This is a genomic window from Pseudomonas sp. GW822-FHT04C11, assembly GCF_058800905.1.
In genome coordinates this window covers 326,743-348,311 of the sequence record NZ_JBXAMS010000001.1, presented here as the reverse complement: position 1 = coordinate 348,311, position 21,569 = coordinate 326,743, and the positions used below count along the sequence as shown (strand labels likewise).

Genomic DNA, 21,569 nt, shown 5'->3' with positions numbered 1-21,569 from the left:
CGCGGCCCAAACGGGGTGGTGCGGCGTTCCGACAAGCCCCTCCCCCCCACACTTACGCCTTGCTACTGCGGTCAATCGCAAATCCGCCCCAGGTCTGGCTCACTGGCATCAATTCCAGACGGTTGATGTTGATGTGCGCCGGGGCATTGAGGACCCAGAAAATCGTCTCGGCGATGTCCTGCGGCTGGATCGGCTCGGCGCCCGCGTAAGTGGCGTCGTAGCGCGCCTGGTCACCGCCAAAACGCACCAGCGAGAACTCGCTTTCACACAGGCCCGGCTCGATGTTGCTCACCCGTACGCCAGTGCCTTGCAGGTCGCAACGCAGGTTCAGCGAGAACTGTTTGACGAACGCCTTGGTCGCGCCATACACGTGGCTGCCCGGGTACGGGTAGTTGCCGGCGATGGAACCCAGGTTGATGATCCCGGCACCGCGACCGTGGGCGATCAAGCGTGGCAGCAGCAGGCGAGTGCTGTACATCAGGCCCTTGATGTTGGTGTCGACCATGGTTTCCCAGTCGTCCAGATCGCACTTGGGCGCCGGGTCTACACCCAGGGCCAGGCCTGCGTTGTTGATCAGCCCGCGCAGCTTGGCAAACGACGGCGGCAGGTTGGCGATTGCTTCCTCCATGGCCTTGCGGTCACGCACGTCGAGCACCAGGCCATGGACTTCGGTCTGCTTCGACAATTCGGCGCACAGGGCATTCAGACGCTCTTCACGACGGCCTGTCAGTACCAGTTTCCAGCCGGCCTCGGCAAAACGACGGGCGCAGGCTTCACCAAAACCGGACGTCGCGCCGGTAATAAACAGGGTGTTGGACATCGTGTTCTCCTGGTTTGGGCTGATACGCAGCCGTTGGAATAGAAACTCAACCGGCAGCATGCCCGGCCCGGAGCGCAGCGGCAACCGGGTCATTGGTGGTTACGTCACAGGCTGCGCGCGCACTGGATCTGCGAGAAGCTGCCGCCATTGAGGGTGACCACCGTGGCGCTGGTTTTCTCGATCTCGCCGGGGAGCGTCAGGTGCAAGTCCTTGAGGGCGCTCTGCGGGGTCTGCCAGAGAATGGTCTTGTACCTCACGTAACCGCTGGCTTCACCGCCGCCCGTGACCAGCCGGATCGTGCTGCCGCCGGGTCGATAGTAAAGAGTGGTGCTCGCCCCGGTGCAGACATACGCATAGTCCTTTTGCGGCGTGGGCAGCAGGCCACCGGACAATCCGCTCACCAGGCTATACAACGCAGCGCTGATCACGAAAATACCGGCAAGCCCCGCCAACACCAATGCCAGCCCGTTGTAATCGCCGAACAGACGCCGCGGCGGCTCATCATTGGATGCTTCAATTGCAGGCGCGGGCGATGCAGTCAGGACCACCTCGGGTTTCACCACCGGCAACGTAACCGGTTCGCTGTCCGGTTGCTGGAACCTGACCGCCCGCGCGACCGGCTGCACGACCACAGGTTTGGGCAACCGCGCACGTTGCCGAAGAATGATCCGAGCCTGAAGAACCACATACACCGCACACAACAGGGGCACCACTTGATTGAGCGCCGGTGACTGGCTGTTGACCCAGCCCACGACCACCGGATCAGAGACCGCAATGTCCCCGGCGACATAGCCCAGCAGTGCCGCACCAAATGACACCAGCACCGGCTGACGCTGTAACAGCCGGGTAATCTGCAGGCTGCCGAACATCAGCAGCGGCACACTCAACAGCAAGCCCAGCACCAGATAAAAGACACTGCCCTGGGCCACCGCCGCCAGCCCGACCACGTTGTCCATGCTCATGATCAGGTCGGCAGTCAGCACCGTGACCACTGCACTGCCCAGCGTCTGCGGCGAGCCGTCCGACGAATCGCCCTCTTCGCCTGCCTCTTCCTCGGTCAGCAGCCGTATGGCGATCACCAGCAACAGCAGCGCGCCGATCAATTTGAGCCACGGCACCAGCAGCAACCAACCGGCCAATGTGGTCAACAACACCCGCAGGACGATGGCGCCGCTGGTGCCGATCAATACGGCCCGACGCAGCTGTTCCGGCGGCAACCCGCGACAGGCCAGGGCAATCACCAACGCGTTGTCGCCCGACAGGATCAAGTCCAGCAGGAACACCTCAAAGACCATGCTCAGCGCATGCAGCGCACCATCAAATAACATCGAGCGGTTTCCTGGCAAAAGACGGCGTCATCGGAACATCATCCCAGCGAACGGCTCAGGCCGGTGCCCTGTAAACAGATCACTCACGGCCGTTGCTACTTGCCGCTGGTCGTTGCCGGCCCGTTCCGGAACTGCTTGAGAAACGCAGCATCAGGCGTCAGCACCAACATCGGCTGACTGTCAGACAGCGCCTGACGGTAGGTCTGTAACGAGCGGTACAACTTGTAGAATTCCGGGTCTTTGCTGAACGCCGCCGAAAGAATCTGGTTGGCCGCTGCATCAGCCTCGCCATGGGTGATCGCCGACTGGCGCTGGACTTCCGAGAGCAACACCGTGCGATCACGGTCGGCCTTGGCCTGGATTTGCTGAGCCCATTCAAAGCCCTGCGCGCGCAGCTCCTTGGCTTCGCGCTGGCGCTCGGACTTCATCCGGTCGTAAATCGCCTGACTGGCCTCCAGTGGCAGATCGGCGCGGTGCAGACGCACCTCCGTCACCTCGATGCCGAGTGCGCGGGCTTTGTCGGCGACGTCTTTCTCGATGATCGCGACTTCCTGCTGACGGGCCGGCGACAACAACGAACGCAGCGATACCTCGCCCAACTCACGACGTAGCGAGGAACTGACCATTTGCGTCAGCTGGGCATTGGCTTGATCCAGAGTCCCGACAGCCTGATAAAACCGCAACGGGTCGCTAATGCGAAAACGCGTATAGGTCTCGACCTCGATCCGCTTCTGATCGCCGAGAATCACTTGTTCGGCCGGCGATGCCAGGGTTTGCAGACGGCTGTCGTAAAACACGATGGAGTCGCTGAACGGCACCTTGAACTTGAGCCCCGGCTCCCCGGCAACGCCCATCGGTGCGCCGAAGCGGATGATCAGTGCCTGCTGTGATTCATCGACCACATAGGCCGACGCCGCCAATGCCCAAAGCGCTATCGCGACGCTGGCCGCGGCCAACCCTTTGACGGTGCGGTTCATGGTCGGGCGTCCTTTTGCTGCGGTTTGCCGGGCTCGCTCAGCGGCATGTACGGCACCACCCCGGACACGCCCTTGCCGGAAGAATCGATGATGACTTTGGAAGCCTTTTTCAGGACTTCATCCATGCTCTCCATGTACAGGCGCCAGGTGGTGACGTCTTTGGATTGCACGTAGCTGTTGTAAACCGAAAGAAAGCGCTTGGCCTCGCCCTCGGCCAGGTTGCCGACTTGCGCCTGATAAGCCTCGGCTTCCTGGGTGATACGCGCCGCGTCGCCACGGGCACGGGGAATCACGTCATTGGCATAGGCTTCGGCTTCGTTGCGGGCGCGCTCCTGGTCGGCGCGGGCTCGCTGCACATCGTTGAACGCGTCGATCACCTGCGGCGGCGGATCGACCCGTTGTAATTGCACTTGAGTGACGAGAATCCCCGCCTGTTCGCGGTCCAGCAACTGCTGCAGCAAGTCGCGGGTTTCATCGGCGATCTGTGCACGCTTGTCGGACATTACCGACTGAATCGGCGTACGCCCAATCACCTCGCGCAGCGCGCTTTCGGCGGCGAGTTTCACCGAGCGCTCCGGGTCGCTGATTTTGAACAGGTAGAGTCGTGCGTCCTTGATCCGCCAGAACACCGTGCAATCGGCTTCGACGATGTTTTCGTCACCAGTGAGCATCTGCTTGTCGCGCGCGCCATTGCTCGCTGCGCTCTGCACGCTGGTACTGGTGCCCAGTTGCAGCTGATTGACCTGAGTGATCTTGGGTAGGAGGACGGTTTCGACAGGATAGGGCAAGTGATAGTGCAGCCCGGGTTCGGCGGTCTGCTGCCAGCGCCCGAAGCGCAGCACGATTCCCTGTTCATCCGGCTGAACCTTGTAGATGCCGGAGCTGATCCAGGCCAGCAAAAGCAACCCGCCGATCAGTGCCAGTCCCCGTCCGCCGAGATCCATCACGGCCAGGTCGTAACCCAATCGCTTGAGCAGCCGACGCATAGGGCTGACGGGCTCGACAGGAGCAAAGGCGGGACTATCGGTCATGCAATGGCTCCATGTCGTCAAATGACGAGCGCCCATTCGGGGGCGCCAAGGCGCGCAGAGTACCTGAACCCAAAACCGCGAAAATGAAAACTCTGTCATGTTCGCTGTACAAAAAACGCTCAACTACTGCCAAGCCTTGGCCGCTCTGGCTCGCAGCCAACTGCACGCACCTTATCCACAGCCCCGTCCACAGTCTTTGGGGGCAAGTGCAAACCTTGAGACGCGCGATCTACAAGGCTTTGCGGGCAGATTTGAAAGTTTTTTGCTTGACCTGGGCACTGACAAGTGTAGCCAGCATCGATCAGTGCGACCGGCCAGTCACCGGGACGATGGCTACACGCCAGTCATTACGGCCCTTTGCCGAGTCTTTCCAGAGTTTAACCACAGACTTATCCACAGGCTGCGCAACGACTGTTCAGGCGCCGGGCAGCGGCAACAAAAAGGTTGACAAGGCTTACTCAAGGCCGCTGAAAAATGCCTGATCAAAAAACAACCACAACCCTGCAAGCCACGCCGTTAAAGGCCTTCAGGCAGTTGCTCCCATGTTACCCACAGCCAGCTCCACAGCAAACGGGGACAAGTCAAAACTGTGGAAAAACAACTATTTGCAGCGGCTTTATGTCGCGCTTTAACAGGTTGCGAATATTGTTTTCCACATTTTTCGCAAACACCTGTGGACACCTGAAAACATCCACTTTCGTAGCAGCTGCCGAGCACGCGAGGCTGCGTTCGGCTCGGTCCGCGCTCGGGCGAAGCAGTCGTAAAATCAGACAATGTGTTCTTTCAGGCAAACTGCGTACGCGGGATTTGCGAGGACTGCGTCCTCGAACGCAGCCTCGCGGGCTCGGCAGCTGCTACAGGCCGCTATCGCGAGCACAGGGGATGTGCACGGTTTTGGGGATATAAAAAACCCCGGCGATTGCGCGCCGGGGTTTGTGCATAACAGCGATAACTCAGTGACCGCCGAGGTAGGCGTTACGCACCTCTTCGTTCACCAACAGCTCCTTGCCGGTGCCGCTCAGGCGGATTTCACCGTTGACCATCACGTAGGCCCGGTCGGACAGCTTGAGCGCGTGGTTGGCGTTCTGCTCGACCAGGAAGATGGTCATGCCGGTGCCCGCCAGTTCGCGCAGGGTGGCGAAGATCTGTTTCACCACAATCGGTGCCAACCCCAGGCTCGGCTCATCGAGCAACAGCAATTTGGGCCGACTCATCAAGGCCCGGGCAATGGCGAGCATTTGCTGCTCGCCACCGGACATGGTCATCGCCCGCTGATTGCGCCGTTCCTTGAGCCGTGGAAACAGCTCGAACATGCGCTGCATGTCCTCGGTAGCGTACTGGTCGCCAATCGGAATCGTGCCCATCAGCAGGTTTTCCTCGACGGTCATGTCAGGGAATACCCGCCGCCCTTCCGGCGACTGGGCAATGCCGTTGGAGGCGATGTAGTGGGACGACTTGTGGGTGATGTCCACGCCGCGATAGACGATCTGCCCGCCGGCCGCCCGCGGCTGGCCGAAGATCGACATCAGCAACGTCGATTTACCGGCACCGTTGGAGCCGATCAGGCTGACCGTCTCGCCTTCGTTGATGTGCAGCGAGACCTTTTTCAGGGCCTGGATCGGCCCGTAGAACACGTCGATCGCTTTCAGTTCGAGGATCGGTTGAGTCATACCAGCTCCTCTTCATCAGCACCCAGGTAGGCGGCAATCACTTTCGGGTCGTTGCGGATCGCTTGCGGGTTACCCTCGGCAATCACGTTGCCGTGGTCCAGCACCACGATGTGGTCGGAAATACTCATTACCATGCCCATGTCGTGTTCAATCAGCACCACCGTAATGTCGTGGTCGTCGCGCAGATGCCGGATCATCGCGCTGAGCGCCTCGGTTTCCTGCGGGTTGAGGCCCGCCGCCGGTTCGTCCAGGCAAATGATCTTGGGCCGGGTGCACATGGCCCGGGCAATTTCCAGACGCCGTTGCTGACCGTAGGAAAGCTCACCGGCCAGGCGGTTGGCGCAGTCCACCAGATCGACCACCTCCAGCCAGTAGAAGGCATGGTCCAGGGCATCGCTTTCGGCCTTGCGGTAGCCTTTGGTGTTGAGAATGCCGGACACCAGATTACGGTTGACCCACATGTGCTGAGCCACCAGCAGGTTCTCGATCACCGACATTTCCCTGAACAGGCGGATGTTCTGGAAAGTCCGCGCCAGGCCGGCGCGGTTGATCAGGTGCGTGCCGCCGAACATCTTGTAGTGCAGCCGGTTGACGAAGCGTTTTGGCGACACGAAATCGGTCGCCTTGAAGGGTTCCCCGAGCATCTTGATGACGTTGGTTTTCACGCCACGGGTGTTCAGCTCGATATGCCCGCCAGAGGCTTTGTAGAAACCGGTCAGGCAGTTGAACACCGTGGTCTTGCCCGCACCGTTGGGGCCGATCAACGCGAAGATCGAGTTACGCTTGACCTTCAGGCTGACATCGCTCAGGGCTTTGATGCCGCCGAAGTGCATCATCAGGTTCTCTACCGAGAGAATGAATTCATCGCTCATGACGCGCTCCTCTCAGTCAAGGCACCCTTACGCGGGGTCACGCCGGTACGGCTGATACGAATCAGGCCGCGCGGTTTCCAGATCATCATCAACACCATGAGAATGCCGAACAGCAACACGCGGTATTCAGCGAAGCCGCGCAGCAGTTCCGGGGCGACGGTCAGCACGAACGCGGCGATCACCACGCCGACGGTCGAGCCCATGCCGCCGAGTACGACGATGGCGAGGATCAACGCCGACTCGAAGAAGGTGAACGAGGTCGGGTTGACGAAGCCTTGGTAGCTGGCAAAAAACACACCCGCCAGACCGGCTGTGGAAGCCCCCAGGGTAAAGGCCGACAGCTTGACCAGTACGTGGTTGAGGCCCATGGCGCGGCAGGCGATCTCATCTTCGCGCAATGCCTCCCAGGCACGCCCGACCGGCATTCGGGTCAGGCGGTGCTTGATGTACAGCACCAGCATCACGACCAGGAACAACACGGCATAGATGAACATGAACTTGATGTTCGGGTTGTATTCGGTCCCGAAGAACTCATGGAAGGGTATCCCGCCATCCTTCGCCACACGCGTGAACTCGATACCGAAAAACGACGGTGATGGCACCGGCATGCCGTTAGGCCCGCCCGTGAAGGACAGCCAGTTGGTCAGTATCAGGCGAATGATTTCACCGAAGCCCAGGGTCACGATGGCCAGATAGTCACCGTGCATGCGCAACACCGGAAAGCCGAGTATGCATCCGGCCAGCGCCGCCATGAGTGCCGACAGCGGCAACACGGTCCAGAAGCCCAGGCCAAGGTAGTGATAACCCAGTGCCAGGCCATACGCGCCGATGGCGTAGAACGCCACATAACCCAGGTCGAGCAGACCTGCCAGGCCGACCACGATGTTCAGGCCAAGGCCCAGCAACACGTAGATCAGCCCCAGGATCACCACCGTCAGCAGGTACTTGTCGGCGAAGACCGGGAACACGATAGCGATCACGATCAACGCCGGGATGATGAAGCGCAGCCGCGACTTGAAATCAGGTGCCAGCACATGTACGCCGGAGCCGACGATTTCGAAGCGTTGCTGAACCTTCTCACCCTTGGCCGTCTGCATGAACAGGCTCAAGGCAAGACGCCCGATCATCACCGCCCCGACCATCCAGGCCACACGCGTCGGCTGCAGATTGTAGCTATAGCCTTCAAGCACTACGCCCACGATCGGGCCGAAGACAATCAGGGCAATCAACCCGGCCAGAACCGTGTCGATCAGGCTTTTTTTCACATCGATAGGTTTGTTATTAGTATCGGACATGCTTACACCTTCGCCACAAGTGGGCGACCCAACAGGCCTTGAGGACGGAAAATCAGGATCAGTACCAACAGCGAGAAGCTGAAGACGTCCTTGTAGTCAGAGTTGATCACGCCGGAAAACAGCGACTCGGAAACGCCGAGGATGATCCCGCCGAGCATGGCGCCAGGCAGCGAACCAATGCCGCCGAGTACCGCAGCGGTGAAGGCCTTGATACCGATCACGAAGCCTGCGTAGAAATCGAAGGTGCCGTAGTTCACCGTGATCAACACACCCGCCAGCGCAGCCATGGCCGCACCGATAATGAACACGTAGGAGATCACCCGGTCAGTGTTTATCCCGAGGATCGAGGCCATCTTGCGGTCTTGTTGGGTGGCACGACACATGCGCCCCAACTTGGTGTACTTGATGATGTAGGTCAGCAGGGCCATCCCGATAAACGCGGCGACCAGAATGAAGATCTTGGTGTATGTGATCTGCACGAAACCGGTACCGATGTCGAATCGCAGCCCACCGCTCAGCAGCGTAGGAATACCCTGTTGCCGTGAGCCCTGAGCGATCTGCGCGTAGTTCTGCAGGATCAGGGAAACGCCGATAGCACTGATCAGCGGTGCCAGTCGGGTGGAGTTGCGTAGCGGTTTATAAGCGATGCGTTCGATGACCCAGCCATACACACCGGTCACGAAGACCGTGAACAGCAGAGTACCGAGGATCAACAGCGGAAAGGATTCGACACCGAAGTAGGACAGCAGAGCCAGGCTGATTGCCGCCAGGTACGCGGAAATCATGTACACCTCGCCGTGGGCGAAGTTGATCATGCCGATGATGCCGTAGACCATTGTGTAGCCGATGGCGATCAGGCCGTAGACCGATCCGAGGGTCAAACCGTTGATAACTTGTTGCAGGAAAATACCGTCCATCATGCACTCTCACTAACTCGAGAGGCCACCGCGAACCCGGTGTCGATGAGCCCTTGTGAGGCGCACCTGGCCAGGTTCATGTGGCTCAGAAGAAAAATACCGGGTCGACATGACTGCAGAACCCATGACTCAAGCCAGGCCCCACGAAGGATATCGAGAGGCCCAGACCTGGCGGTGCGCTTATCTCACTTCTGTTTTTCCAGCTGGTGGTATTTGCCTGCGGCATCCCACTGGTAAACCACGTAGTCGGAGATTTTCAGGTCGCCCTTGCTATCCCATTCCTTCTTGCCCATCACGGTTTCCACCGGGTGCGCCTTGAGCCATTTGGCGGCTTCTTCACCTTTGTTCGACTTGGCACCGTTGAAGCCGGCAGCCAGGGCTTGCACCGAAGCGTAGGCGTACAGGGTGTAGCCTTCAGGCTCGTAACCGGATTTGCGGAAGGTATCCACGACAGCCTTGCTGTCTGGAATCAGGCGCGGGTCAGCACCGAAGGTCATGTACACGCCGTCGACGTAAGGAGCACCACCGGCAGTCGTGACCATTTCGTCGGTGACGATGCCGTCATCGGACATGAACTTGACGTCTTTCAGGCCTTGCTCACGCAGTTGATGGACCAGTGGACCGGCTTCCGGGTGCAGGCCGCCGAAGTAAAGGACATCAGCCCCTACCGAACGGACCTTGGTGATCAGGGCACTGAAATCTTTCTCGCCGCGGGTCAGGCCTTCTTCAAGAACCGGTTTCACGCCACGCGCGGTCAGCTGCTTGGCCGTTGCGTCCGCCAGGCCTTTACCGTAGGTGTCTTTGTCGTTGATAACGGCAACTTTCTTGCCTTTCAGCACGTCGACGATGTAGTTGCCTGCGACGATACCTTGTTGGTCATCACGCCCGCACATACGCATCATGGCAGGCAGGCCGCGCTCGGTGACCGTCGGGTTGGTAGAGCCCGGGGTGATTGCGATGATGCCGGCGTCGGAGTAGACCTCGGAAGCCGGGATGGTCGACGACGAGCAGAAGTGCCCGACCACGCCGATCACCTTGTCCTGGACCATTTTGTTCGCAACAGCCACAGCCTGTTTCGGTTCGCAGGCGTCATCGCCCTGGACCAGTACGATTTTTTCGCCGTTGATGCCGCCCTTGGCATTGATTGCATCCGCCGCCGCTTGCGCGCCTTTCATGTATTGCAAGCCGAAGGAAGCGCTAGGGCCGGTCATCGGACCTGCCACACCAAGTTTGACATCCGCCTGAACAAACGAAGAAACACCCAACGCAGCCGCCACTGCGAGAGCTACAAAGCCTTTCTTGTAAAACGTCTGGGACATGAGGTGGTGCTCCAAGGTTTTTTTAATTGGCACTGCGACTTCACTGAATGCTCAGAGCAAGGGCCGTGCCATCGGTTTTTTATTCTTCAAAAAGTCGCTGCTTTATTGTTATTTCGACTGTTTCGGGCCCTTTTTTATTGGGCGTGCAACCGTCTAAACCGCGGAAGGTGAAACCATTTTCTTTTTGAGGCGCAACCCTTGTGCGCCATCATTGCAACCGCAGCGCCAAACGACGTGCAACCAGCCTGTAACAGCATGCGTCACCGAACTGCACACTGCTGGTGCGCAACTGCTACAAACCCGCACCATTACAGGCTAGTCGCTGCGCCAAAAAGCGCCGCTTCGCGCAACATATTTCCTCGCTCAAATAACAATCCGCAGGCACTGGCCCGCGTGATAGAGCGAAAAACCGGCCTCGTACAGACAACTGCGCAGGCCCACCCCGGCCAGTGGCTGCATGGGTGCGAAGGGAATCGGTAGCGCCTGAGGATTTCCGTTACACAAATAATCGGCGAAGGCATTACCGACTACCGTGCCCGTGGTCACGCCACGGCCGTTGTAACCGGTCACGGCCACCAGACCTGGTGCTGGCTCGAACAAGCGCATCAAGTGATCGGGGGTAAAAGCGATGCAACCGGTCCAGGTACATTCCCAGTCCACCGGTTTGAGGTAAGGGAAATAATGCTGCTGAACCCGGTCGGCCCAGGCCTTGAGGAACCAGGTGGGTTTCTGATTGCCGTTGCCCAGGCTGCCGAGCAACAACCGGCCGTCTTTGTCGCGACGGATGCTGCTGAGCACCTGACGGGTGTCCCAGGAACCCTGGCCACCGGGCAGGATCAGTTGCGCGGCTTCTTCAGTCAGCGGCGCGGAAGCCACCTGATAGTAATAACCGGGGAAGAAATTACGCCGCAGTTCAGTCCAGTCGCCTTCGGTGTAGGCGTTGGAGGCGATCACCACCTGCTCGGCCATGACCGAACCGGCGTCGGTTTGCACCGACCAGCGTTGGCCCTGCCGTTCGAGTCGGGTCACTGCTGAATGATCGAACAGCTGACCACCCAGATCCGCGGCAGCCTTGGCCAGACCGCTGGTATAGGCCATCGGATTGAGCGTGCCGGCGCGACGGTCGAGTAATGCGGCGGCGATCTTTTTGGTACCGGTAGCCTGCTCGCACGCCGCACCGGTCAACAACTCCACGGGCGCGCCGCGGCGCTTCCATTGTTCTTCACGACTGCGCAGATCGGCTTCGCCACGGGCGTTGTGCGCCATGTGCAGCGTACCCTCGCGACGCAACTGGCAATCGATGTTGTATTTGTCGATCAGGCTGAACACCAAAGCAGGCGCCGCGCCAAGCATGCGATTGAGCTGGCTGCCGATCACTTCGCCGAACCCGGCTTCGATCTCGTCCGGGGGAATCCACATCCCGGCATTCACCAACCCGACGTTGCGCCCCGAACCGCCCTGCCCGCAGCGCTTGGCCTCGAGTACGCAGACGCTTTTGCCCTGCTCCAGCAAATGCACCGCCGCGGATAAACCGGTGAATCCGGCGCCGATCACGCAGACATCCGCCGTCACCTCGCCCTTGAGCGCCGCCCGGTCAGGCCGTTGCGGCGTCAGTTTTTCCCATAAGCACTCTTCGCGTAACGGCATCGCCAGACTCCGATCAGAAACCCAACAAACAACAAAGCAAAGCATCGCGGGCAAGCCTTGCTCCTACGGGACTTGTGCCGATGGAACCAAATTTGTAGGAGCAAGGCTTGCCCGCGATGAGGCCCTTCAGTCGAAGGTAATCCCCTGGGCCAGCGGCAACTCCAGTGAGTAGTTGACGGTGTTGGTCTGGCGACGCATGTAGCCGCGCCATGCATCGGAGCCGGACTCGCGACCGCCGCCGGTTTCTTTCTCGCCGCCAAAGGCGCCGCCGATTTCCGCGCCGCTCGGGCCGATGTTGACGTTGGCGATGCCGCAGTCGCTGCCCACTGCCGACATGAATTGCTCGGCCTCACGCACGTCAGTGGTGAAGATGCACGACGACAGGCCTTGCGGCACCGCGTTGTTCAGGTGCAGCGCTTCGGCGAAGTCTTTATAGCCAACCACGTACAGAATCGGCGCGAAGGTTTCGCTGCGCACCACATCGCTCTGCTCCGGCATTTCGACGATGGCCGGCGAAACGTAGTAAGCGTTGGGGAACTTGTCTTCGAGCTGACGCTGGCCGCCAAATACCCGGCCGCCTTCGCTCAAGGCTTGTTCCAGCGCGTCCTGCATGTTGTCAAAGCTGTGTTTGTCGATCAGCGGGCCAACCAGATTGCCTTCCAGCGGATGGCCGATGCGCACTTTGGAATACGCCGCCTTGAGGCGGGTGACGATCTCTTCCTTGACCGATTCATGGGCGATCAAGCGACGCAGAGTGGTGCAACGCTGACCGGCGGTGCCGACTGCACTGAACAGAATCGCCCGCACCGCCATGTCGAGGTCGGCGCTCGGGCCAAGGATCATCGCGTTGTTGCCACCCAGTTCCAGAATGCTGCGAGCAAAGCGTGCGGCGATTTTCGGTGCCACTTCACGGCCCATGCGGGTGCTGCCGGTGGCGCTGATCAAGGCCACACGCGGGTCGTCCACCAGCGCTTCACCGGCATCGCGGCCGCCGATGATCACCTGGCTCAGATACTCCGGCGCATCGCTGAAATTCTTCAATACACGCTCGAACAGCGCCTGGCAGGCCAGTGCGGTAAGCGGGGTTTTCTCCGATGGCTTCCAGATCACCGAGTTGCCGCAGACCAGCGCCAGCGTGGTGTTCCAGGCCCAGACCGCGACCGGGAAGTTGAACGCGCTGATCACCCCGACCACGCCCAGTGGATGCCAGGACTCACGCATGTGGTGGCCCGGACGCTCGGAGGCGATGGTCAAACCGTAGAGCTGACGCGACAGACCGACGGCGAAGTCGCAGATGTCAATCATCTCCTGAACTTCACCCAGACCTTCCTGAGTGATCTTGCCGGCTTCCCAGGACACCAGCTCGCCCAGATCAGCCTTGTACTCGCGCAGCACTTCGCCGAACTGGCGCACCAGTTCACCACGACGCGGCGCCGGAACCTTGCGCCAGAGGTCGAACGCATGCTCTGCGCGACTGACCTGCTGCTCGACTTCAGCAGCGCCTTCCCAGTTCACCGAGGCAATCTGGCTGCCGTCGATCGGTGAATGCACGGGCTGTTTGCCGTTCTGGTACAGGGCCGGGTTCACCCCCAAACGATCAAGCAATGCGGCAACCATGGGTCACTCCTTCAACGTGAAAAGCAGAAAATTCACAGCCCGCAGACAAGGGGCTTCAGGCCTATAGTTGTAGCCGCCCCGAGACTTGCCAACAAACGACGATTAAGCGAGATATCATTCCGTTTATTCATGCAAAGCGTTGCAACAAGAACAAGGGCCCTCCCATGCTGAATAAACGCCATTTGCCATCGATCACTGCGTTGCAGTGTTTCGAGGCGGTCACGCGTCACCTGAGCTTCACCCGCGCCGCCGAAGAGCTGAACCTGACCCAGAGCGCCGTGAGCAAACAGGTCGCGCAACTCGAAGAGCTGTTGCAGCACCTGCTGTTTCGCCGGGTACGTCGACGCCTGCAAATGACTCCGGCCGGGGATTTGTACCTGGTTGAAGTGCGAAAAATTCTCTCGCAAGTCGAGATGTCGACCCACTACCTGCGTTCCTACGGCGGCGAGACCGAAGTACTGCGCGTGTCCACGCCTTCAACCTTCGGCGCTCGTTGGCTGGTGCCACGCCTGAAAGGCTGGCGCCTGCGGCATCCGCATATTCATCTGGACCTGTGCAACGAACACGAAGCCGACGACTTGCTGCAAGGGCGCAGCGACCTGGCGTTCTATTTCGGCCAGGGTTCGCGGCCCGGCACCGAGTGTCTGAAGCTGTTCGGCGAAGAGCTGGTGCCAGTCTGCGCACCGGGCAGCCTGCCGGAGCAGCCATTTACTGATCCGACGCAACTCAGCGATCTGGTATTGCTGCAAAATGCCTCGCGGCCTCAGGCCTGGCACGACTGGTTCGACAGTCAGGGTTACCAGACCGAGCACAGCTATCACGGGCCGCGTTTCGAAACCTTTTATATGTGCATCCGCGCCGCACAAGTCGGCTGCGGCGTCGCCCTGTTGCCACGGTTTCTGGTGGAAGAGGAATTGGCCGACGGTAAACTGGTCATCCCCTGGCCGCACGCAATGCCCAGCAGCGATGCCTATTACCTGGCTTACCCCGAACATTCGGCGGAAGTGCCCAAGGTCCGCGATTTTGTCGCCTGGATGCTGGAGCAGATCGATAGCCCGGACACGTCGCAGAATTGAGGCCTTACACAAAACCTGTGGCAAATGGAATTTGTGGCGAGGGGGCTTGCCCCCGCTGGGTCGCGCAGCGGCCCAAAAACCTGTAATTACATTGCATCAGGCATACCGCGCTCATCGGATTTGGGAGTGCTGCGCACTCCGACGGGGGCAAGCCCCCTCGCCACAGGTAGCGCTCCACGCTAAAAAATGCTGGCAATACAGCCCGCCGATATGCGCCACTAGCCCTATTCATTGAAATAGCTGAAACGTCGCTACCCTCGGCGGCTGCCAGCCTGGAGATTCCCGTTATGAGCGAGAGTGTGTTTGCCGATCGCATCGTGCAGAACTTGCTCGACACCGACTTCTACAAACTGACCATGATGCAGGCGGTGCTGCACAACTACCCCAACGTTGAAGTCGAATGGGAGTTCCGCTGCCGTAACAGTGAGGATCTGCGCCCATACCTGGCGGAGATTCGTTTTCAGATCGAGCGTCTGGCTGAACTGAGCTTGAGCAACGATCAGTTGAGTTTCCTGGAGCGCATCAGCTTCCTGAAGCCGGATTTCCTGCGCTTTCTCGGCTTGTTCCGCTTCAATCTGCGCTACATCTACACCGGCATCGAGAACGGCGAGCTATTCATCCGTCTGCGCGGGCCGTGGTTGCATGTGATTCTGTTCGAAGTGCCGCTGCTGGCGGTCGTCAGTGAAGTGCGCAACCGTTATCGCTACCGTGAAATCGTCATGGAGCAAGCGCGCGAGCAGCTCTATCGCAAGTTCGACTGGCTGAGCGCCAATGCCAGCGCCGATGAGCTCTCGCACCTGCAGGTGGCAGATTTCGGCACTCGCCGGCGCTTCTCCTACCGCGTGCAGGAAGAAGTGGTGAACGTGCTCAAGCACGACTTCCCCGGACGCTTTGTCGGCACCAGTAACGTGCACCTGTCCCGCGAACTGGACATGAAGCCACTCGGCACCATGGCTCACGAATGGATCATGGCGCACCAGCAACTTGGCCCGCGACTGATCGACAGCCAGAGCGCCGCCCTTGATTGCTGGGTTCGCGAATACCGCGGCCTGCTGGGCATCGCCCTGACCGACTGCATCACCACCAATGCCTTCCTGAGTGATTTCGACCTGTATTTCGCCAAGCTCTTCGATGGCTTGCGCCATGATTCCGGGGACCCGATTGCCTGGGCCGAAAAAGCCATCGCCCACTACCATAAGCTCGGTATCGAGCCGATGAGCAAGACGCTGGTGTTCTCCGACAGCCTGACGCTGCCAAAGTCGCTGGAGATATTCCGCGCGTTGCATGGTCGAATCAATGTCAGTTTCGGCATTGGCACCAACCTGACGTGCGATATTCCGGGTGTCGAGCCGATGAGCATCGTGCTTAAAATGGCAGCCTGCAATGGCCAGCCCGTCGCCAAGATTTCCGATGAGGCCGGCAAGACGCACTGCAAAGACCCGAATTTCGTCGCCTATTTGCGACATGTGTTTCAAGTACCTGCCGCCCTCTCTGGCACATCAAGCAAGGAGTGAATTCATGCAAGCCGTACAGCGTGAGATTGCTGAACAGCTCAAGGTCCAACCGCCCTTCGCCGATCATGCAGCCCTGGAGGCTGAGATCGCACGGCGGATTACCTTTATCCAGGATTGCCTGGTCAATTCCGGGCTCAAGACGCTGGTGCTGGGCATCAGCGGCGGCGTCGACTCGTTGACCGCCGGCCTGATGGCCCAGCGGGCCATGCGCGAGTTACGTGAGCGCACCGGTGACGCGGGCTACAAGTTCATCGCCGTACGCTTGCCGTACGAAACCCAGTTCGATGAACACGATGCGCAAGCCTCGGTGGACTTCATCGCCCCGGATGAGCGCCACACCGTGAACATCGGCCCGGCAGTCAAGTCGCTGGCCAGTGAAGTCGCGGCCTTCGAAGGCAAGCACGCGGTCTGGGTGGACTTTGTATTGGGCAACACCAAGGCGCGGATGCGCATGGTTGCGCAATACACCATCGCCGGCGCCGCCCACGGCCTGGTGATCGGCACCGACCACGCGGCCGAAGCGGTGATGGGTTTCTTCACCAAGTTCGGTGACGGCGCCTGCGACCTCGCACCGCTGAGCGGCCTGGTGAAAAACCAGGTCCGGGCCATCGCCCGCAGCTTCGGCGCACCGGAGTCGCTGGTGGAAAAAATCCCGACCGCCGACCTTGAAGACCTGTCCCCCGGCAAACCGGATGAAGCGTCCCACGGCGTGACCTATGCCGAGATCGACGCGTTCCTGCATGGGGAACCGGTGCGTGAAGAGGCGTTCAAGATTATCTGTGATACGTATCGCAAGACCCATCACAAAAGGGTGATGCCGTTCGCGCCGTAAGTGGTGGCAGGTAAATAAAAAAAAGCCCACTGGAGGAGTGTTCCTTAGTGGGCTTTTTATTGCATTAATGATGCTGCGCGCCTGCTCTCAGGCCCCGTCAGGTCGATCAGGAACAGGCGTATCGTGCAGATCAAGGCAATGGCTTGTCAGGATCAATACGGTAGATAGTCCAGGCAGGTGACGTGATTATTGTTTGATGCTCCACCACTTCAAAGACGTTGGCCCTTGACGTGAGCGTCGATACATCACTCCAGTCACCGTCAGGCGTGGCCGTCACTCGTTTCAGGCCTGTACCATTCTTGTGAAGCGAAAAGGTCTGCGCAGGCTTTGCCTTACCCCGCAAGCTTACGAATTCGGCAGAACTCTCAGCTCCATTGGGAATGCTCGCGCTTTCAATGTAGGGGGCACCGACGGTAACGGTCCAGGTATCGGATTGTTGGACGCCATCGCGCTCTTCAGTATGAAACTTGCAGACTCCGGCACTTAATTCGTCGGTGTCGTACTTCCACTGAGTTCCAGTAGTGCTCGCACCGCCCAACAGAATGCCCCCCGAAAAAACATCGACTTTTCCCTCCATCATCGCAACCGTCCCCTTGAGCGTCAGCTTGGTGTCGAGTGTCGCCCATGTATTGGCGACAAGGTTGCCCCTGGAGTCCATCACGTCAGTGATTTGCAGTGTTACTCCCGATGCTTTCACGGTATAGACCCGCTCCTCGAAATCAAACGCCTGGGTCTCGTCGTCTTCCTGGTTCAGCGCGACCCTGACAATGACCTTCAACGGCGAACCATCGAGCAACACCCTGAAGTAGCTATAAGGCACCTTCACCTCGCGATAACCGCGAGTAACCCAGGCTTTGTCCACGGGTTCCGATTGCAACACTGTAAGCGGGTGATCGGCATGACCGCCTCTCTTGCCCTCCAGGTAAACCCAACACCGCTGCCGCTCGGCAACCAGCGGCCAGTTTTTCAAATGCAGCGTGAGATCGGCGGGGTTGGTGGTCAGATGCAGTCCGGGGCCGCTGCCGTTGTTCTCTGCCTCGATAATCAGGGCCGCTTCCAACTCGTTTTTTGCCAAGGGGTGCACGTTGAGCACCAGGTTTGGAGAGGGTTTCGGTTCCTCTCCGTCCCGAATGATGAAGTACCTCACCGTCATTGTTTGGCCCAGATGAAACGCAACAACCTTTTTGTCCAAATTCAAAGTCCTGGGGTCACGCCCCCCCAGAGGCAATTCCGGGCTTTTGTAGTTCCCGCCCTCAGGGGTGCCGGGGTCACCAACGATTTCGACGTAGAACTTGTCATCAGGCAGCAGGTTCATCGTAGGTATCAGCGCCCTGAACCTGGAAATAGTGCTGGTCGGCTCCAGATTGACGTCATCCAGCGCCTGCTCGACCTTCAGCGGGTCGAGGTCCGGGATGGAGGCGTGTGTTTGGGCAGCGATAACTTGAGCGGTCATGAGCAATGTCCTTCTCGCAAGAGTCGCCGCGACGTGAACGGCAGCGTTGGCGCCATCTAACACCCGATTTCGAGGCGCTGACCACTGTCAGAAATAACAGGTAGGCAGTGGATTCCGATCAACGGCATGCGCGTCTGAAGGTCGAAAGGCACGGCCTTAGGTTTGAATTGACGCTAGTAGAAAACGACCCAGTAAGGTGACTTAAGCGTTGCCCCCTGCAAGCTCACGCACCATTCAAAACTAGATTGTTTATCAGGATAAAGTGTATAGGGCCACGACCAGGAACCATTCTCGTCCACCGACGCTGTTCCCCATCGACTTGCGACATGGTAGATATCAAGCACCGACCCAGGCTGCCCCTTTCCGTACAACCACATACGTGGCTCATCAGCCACACCTCCGTTGGGAACAGACGCACTGGCGATGTAAGGGATACCCATGCTAACGCCCCAGCGATCAGATTCCGGCTGGCTGCCATCACGCTTTTTAACGGTGAAGCGACGGTAACCAATAGATAAAGGACCGGTGGTGTATACCCACTGGCTACCGTTCATCTCGGCCGGCCCCAACAACTGGCCATTTGCATAAACATCGACCTGCCCCCCACCGGCAACCGAACCCTCGAGTTTGATGCGGGTGTCGAGGGTCGCCCACTCCCGAGCGATGGGGTTGCCTATGGAATCCATCATTGCGGTGATTGCCGGCGAATCGATCGGTGCTTTCACGTTAACGATCCAGGTCCTTGATAACGGACCGCTACCAGGCAGTGCCTTGATCTTGAACGCGCATACCTTGGGGGACAGCACCTTCGTCTCAAACTCCCACTTGTTCTTGTCAACCCCGACTATACGAGCCTTGCCCAGCAGATCGTAGCCGTCATAAACCTCAGGCACTCCCCCCGGTCCAACCCAGCCTTTGAGCATCAAGGGAGTTTGGGTAGCTATATCATTTTCGACAATCCGAACACCCGCGGCGTCCCTCACGTCGTATATATGTGAACCGCTACCGCCCTTCACTGTAACGGTCCAGACTTTTGAATCCAATCCACTGCTAACGGCCTTGATCCCCTGCGTGTATGCACTCAGCCAAGTCAGTTCAAACGTCCATGTCCCGTCTTCAGGTTTGGCCGTGCCCTTCAGTTCAGCCCCGACATAAATCTGGACCTCTTCACCCGCCGTGCCTTCAAGCCAAAGCGTGGTGGCCCAGGTCTCGCCTTTGTCAGCAACGGGATTGCCGTCGAGATCCGTCACCTTGGTGATGACAGGCTCCACCACAGCCGCTTTAACGGTATAGCTTCGCACCTGCGAGAGGTTCGCCTTGCTCTCGTCATCAACCTGATCAAACGCAACCTTGTATTCAAGACTCAGCTTCGATCCATTGACCAGTTTCTTGAGCTCGCTGTAACGAACGGCTACATCGATATAACCAAGGGGGATCCAAGCCTTATCGACCGCTTCCTTGAACAGATCTTTTTCGTAATGGGTGCCATCCGCGTTCTTGCCCTTCAACCTGATCCAGCACCATTGCCCTTCGGCAATCAGCGGCCAGAAATCAATGCGTACCGTCCGGTCTTCGGTGTCGGTGGTCAGGTCCAGTACGCTCCCGGTACCGTCGTCATCCCTTCCGAAAATCCGACATTGCTCCAGCGCGTCCGCTGGCAGGTCCAACACGTTCAACACAAGCGGCTCGGAGTCCGGCGAAGTTATCCCGTCACGTGTGATCCTGTAGATCAGGGTCATTATGTTGCCTAGAAGGAACGCGACGACCTCCTTATTCAGATTCAACGTCCGGGGACTTGTAAACCCGACATCCAATAAAGGACTCTCGTACGAACCCCGTGAATCAGAGCCGGGACCACCGACGAGAGAAACCTGGAGTTTGTCGGTAGGTAACAATCCCGTTGTCGGTATTTTCGCCGTCAGCTTGGTGCGGACATCAAGCGGGGGGAGATTTTCGTTATCCCGTGCCTGTGCGATCGTCAGCTGCTTGAGGTCCGGGACGGGATCACTTTTTGTGGGAGCGATAACGTGAGCAGTCATGGGCAAGGTCCTTCTCAGAGATGTCGCCGCAACCTCAGCGGCAGCGTCGACGTTCATCCAGCATTCGGCTCAGACGCGCTGAGCATTGTCAGCGCGTACCTGATCAACACTCTGTTACTTCGCTGGCTCGACCTTGCGCACTCGATAGAGATTTGACTTCGGCGAGCCCTCGCCCGGCGCGGATGCTACGTAGTGAAATTCCCTGACCTCTGGTCCGATGTATATCGCCGACGTCCATTTTCCCTGTGCATCGGCATTGACAGTGATTTCCACATCACTGAGAAGCTCATGAAGGGTGAGCATCCCATTAGCAGGCCCTACACCCGATAGCGTAAACGCCTGTCCGGAAGTCTCTCCGTAAGGCGGGATGATCGTCGTACCCGCAAGGTCGGTTGCCTGCTCGATAATAGGTGTTCCAACAGCGAGTACTGCCAGCCACCAAAGCATGGGGGATTCGGCATCCTCGGCACTCAGCGACAAGTGATAGTAGTGAACGTTCAAACCACTCAGGGAAAGCCGCCAGTAGCCGTTCAGGTCAGCAACGACAGTTTTCAGCTCATCGAAAACGTCACTGAGGGTGACCGTTGCGCTGGGCTGAGCAGTGCCTGTGAGTGTGATCGTGGTGGTGGTTATGGCGCCGCCAGGGAGGACTGGTTTGCCTTGAGCGTCTTTGGCAGCAATGATGGCGAGCTTCCCGTCCGACGGACCGGGCACCACGAAAACGTTATAGATCTGCGACTCCAGCCCGCTCACAATGCCCTTCACCGTGATGTTCTGATCACCCGGTCTCAGACCCTCCAGTTGATAGTACAGAACACCGTCCCCATTAGTGGCCGCCTGATCCCCCGGTACACCATTGAGCAAAATCCTGAGTTGTTCGAACTTGCCGGCCTTGATTGTCAGATCGAGCGTTGTAGCTTCACTGATCGATTCATGGGGGACATCATTGTTGCTGGAGTCTTGGGCTGATTCGATTACGGGGCTTTCCGTTTGCACTGGCTGTACGGTAACGGTCCAGGGATCCGACTGCTGCCCACTGGCACCCTGCTCCTTGACCGTGAAAACATGCTCGCCAGGAGACAATTCCACTGTAGTGAACGTCCACGTGGTCCCCGTCACCGTGACTTCATCCAGCCGATTGGCGCCGTCGTAAATGTCGAGT

The 21,569-nt window shown here is 58.8% G+C and carries 17 protein-coding genes; 3 read left to right on the top strand and 14 right to left on the bottom strand.

Features of this window, described 5'->3' with window-relative positions; translation table 11 throughout:
• Positions 1 to 52: 52 nt before the first annotated feature.
• The 11 genes from AC1RJ3_RS01555 to amaB form a co-directional block, all read right to left on the bottom strand.
• The gene (locus AC1RJ3_RS01555) at positions 53 to 820 is read right to left on the bottom strand and encodes an SDR family oxidoreductase (protein ID WP_145016416.1); all 768 of its coding nucleotides are present in this window, start codon (positions 818 to 820) and stop codon (positions 53 to 55) included.
• Between the two features lie 104 nt (positions 821 to 924).
• Entirely contained in the window at positions 925 to 2,148 is a 1,224-nt protein-coding gene (locus AC1RJ3_RS01550; RefSeq protein WP_493077107.1) for a YjbE family putative metal transport protein, read from the bottom strand.
• Positions 2,149 to 2,243: 95 nt separating this feature from the next.
• The gene (hflC, locus tag AC1RJ3_RS01545; RefSeq protein ID WP_489111357.1) at positions 2,244 to 3,125 is read right to left on the bottom strand and encodes a protease modulator HflC; all 882 of its coding nucleotides are present in this window, start codon (positions 3,123 to 3,125) and stop codon (positions 2,244 to 2,246) included.
• Complete coding sequence (gene hflK, locus AC1RJ3_RS01540; RefSeq protein WP_493077104.1) at positions 3,122 to 4,156, bottom strand: FtsH protease activity modulator HflK; 1,035 nt, start codon at positions 4,154 to 4,156, stop codon at positions 3,122 to 3,124. Before hflK ends, hflC begins: the two co-directional genes overlap by 4 nt.
• A gap of 953 nt (positions 4,157 to 5,109) precedes the next feature.
• On the bottom strand, positions 5,110 to 5,826 hold the full coding sequence (locus tag AC1RJ3_RS01535; protein WP_054595387.1) for an ABC transporter ATP-binding protein: 717 nt from the start codon (positions 5,824 to 5,826) through the stop codon (positions 5,110 to 5,112).
• The gene (locus AC1RJ3_RS01530; protein WP_054595386.1) at positions 5,823 to 6,698 is read right to left on the bottom strand and encodes an ABC transporter ATP-binding protein; all 876 of its coding nucleotides are present in this window, start codon (positions 6,696 to 6,698) and stop codon (positions 5,823 to 5,825) included. Before AC1RJ3_RS01530 ends, AC1RJ3_RS01535 begins: the two co-directional genes overlap by 4 nt.
• Entirely contained in the window at positions 6,695 to 7,993 is a 1,299-nt protein-coding gene (gene livM, locus AC1RJ3_RS01525) for a high-affinity branched-chain amino acid ABC transporter permease LivM (RefSeq protein WP_054595385.1), read from the bottom strand. Before livM ends, AC1RJ3_RS01530 begins: the two co-directional genes overlap by 4 nt.
• Positions 7,994 to 7,995: 2 nt before the next feature.
• Entirely contained in the window at positions 7,996 to 8,910 is a 915-nt protein-coding gene (locus AC1RJ3_RS01520) for an ABC transporter permease subunit (protein ID WP_054598222.1), read from the bottom strand.
• Between the two features lie 185 nt (positions 8,911 to 9,095).
• Positions 9,096 to 10,229, bottom strand: a complete 1,134-nt coding sequence (locus AC1RJ3_RS01515) for a branched-chain amino acid ABC transporter substrate-binding protein (protein ID WP_054595384.1) — start codon at positions 10,227 to 10,229, stop codon at positions 9,096 to 9,098.
• A 363-nt stretch (positions 10,230 to 10,592) separates the two neighbouring features.
• Positions 10,593 to 11,876: an L-pipecolate oxidase gene (amaA, locus tag AC1RJ3_RS01510; RefSeq protein WP_493077101.1), complete on the bottom strand. Its 1,284-nt coding sequence runs from the start codon at positions 11,874 to 11,876 to the stop codon at positions 10,593 to 10,595.
• A 126-nt stretch (positions 11,877 to 12,002) separates the two neighbouring features.
• On the bottom strand, positions 12,003 to 13,493 hold the full coding sequence (gene amaB / locus AC1RJ3_RS01505) for an L-piperidine-6-carboxylate dehydrogenase (RefSeq protein WP_493077099.1): 1,491 nt from the start codon (positions 13,491 to 13,493) through the stop codon (positions 12,003 to 12,005).
• A 164-nt stretch (positions 13,494 to 13,657) separates the two neighbouring features.
• On the opposite strand from amaB, the gene AC1RJ3_RS01500 reads away from it, so the two are divergent.
• The 3 genes from AC1RJ3_RS01500 to nadE all read left to right on the top strand — a co-directional run bounded on the left by AC1RJ3_RS01500 (position 13,658) and on the right by nadE (position 16,915).
• Positions 13,658 to 14,569, top strand: coding sequence for a LysR family transcriptional regulator (locus AC1RJ3_RS01500; protein WP_493077097.1), 912 nt, complete (start codon positions 13,658 to 13,660; stop codon positions 14,567 to 14,569).
• Positions 14,570 to 14,856: 287 nt separating this feature from the next.
• Entirely contained in the window at positions 14,857 to 16,083 is a 1,227-nt protein-coding gene (pncB, locus tag AC1RJ3_RS01495) for a nicotinate phosphoribosyltransferase (protein ID WP_493077095.1), read from the top strand.
• Between the two features lie 4 nt (positions 16,084 to 16,087).
• Positions 16,088 to 16,915 carry an NAD(+) synthase gene (nadE, locus tag AC1RJ3_RS01490; RefSeq protein ID WP_347928759.1) on the top strand — a complete coding sequence of 276 codons (828 nt, stop codon included), beginning with the start codon at positions 16,088 to 16,090 and terminating at the stop codon, positions 16,913 to 16,915.
• A gap of 130 nt (positions 16,916 to 17,045) precedes the next feature.
• Here the strand turns inward: nadE and AC1RJ3_RS01485 are convergent, their stop codons facing one another.
• From AC1RJ3_RS01485 to AC1RJ3_RS01475, 3 genes are all read right to left on the bottom strand, one after another.
• Positions 17,046 to 18,368 (bottom strand): hypothetical protein, encoded by a 1,323-nt coding sequence (locus tag AC1RJ3_RS01485; RefSeq protein ID WP_493077093.1) that lies wholly within the window; start codon positions 18,366 to 18,368, stop codon positions 17,046 to 17,048.
• A gap of 173 nt (positions 18,369 to 18,541) precedes the next feature.
• Positions 18,542 to 20,407, bottom strand: a complete 1,866-nt coding sequence (locus AC1RJ3_RS01480) for a hypothetical protein (protein WP_493077092.1) — start codon at positions 20,405 to 20,407, stop codon at positions 18,542 to 18,544.
• A 114-nt stretch (positions 20,408 to 20,521) separates the two neighbouring features.
• Positions 20,522 to 21,569 (bottom strand): hypothetical protein (locus tag AC1RJ3_RS01475; protein ID WP_493077090.1); only part of this gene is annotated, 1,048 nt, incomplete at its 5' end.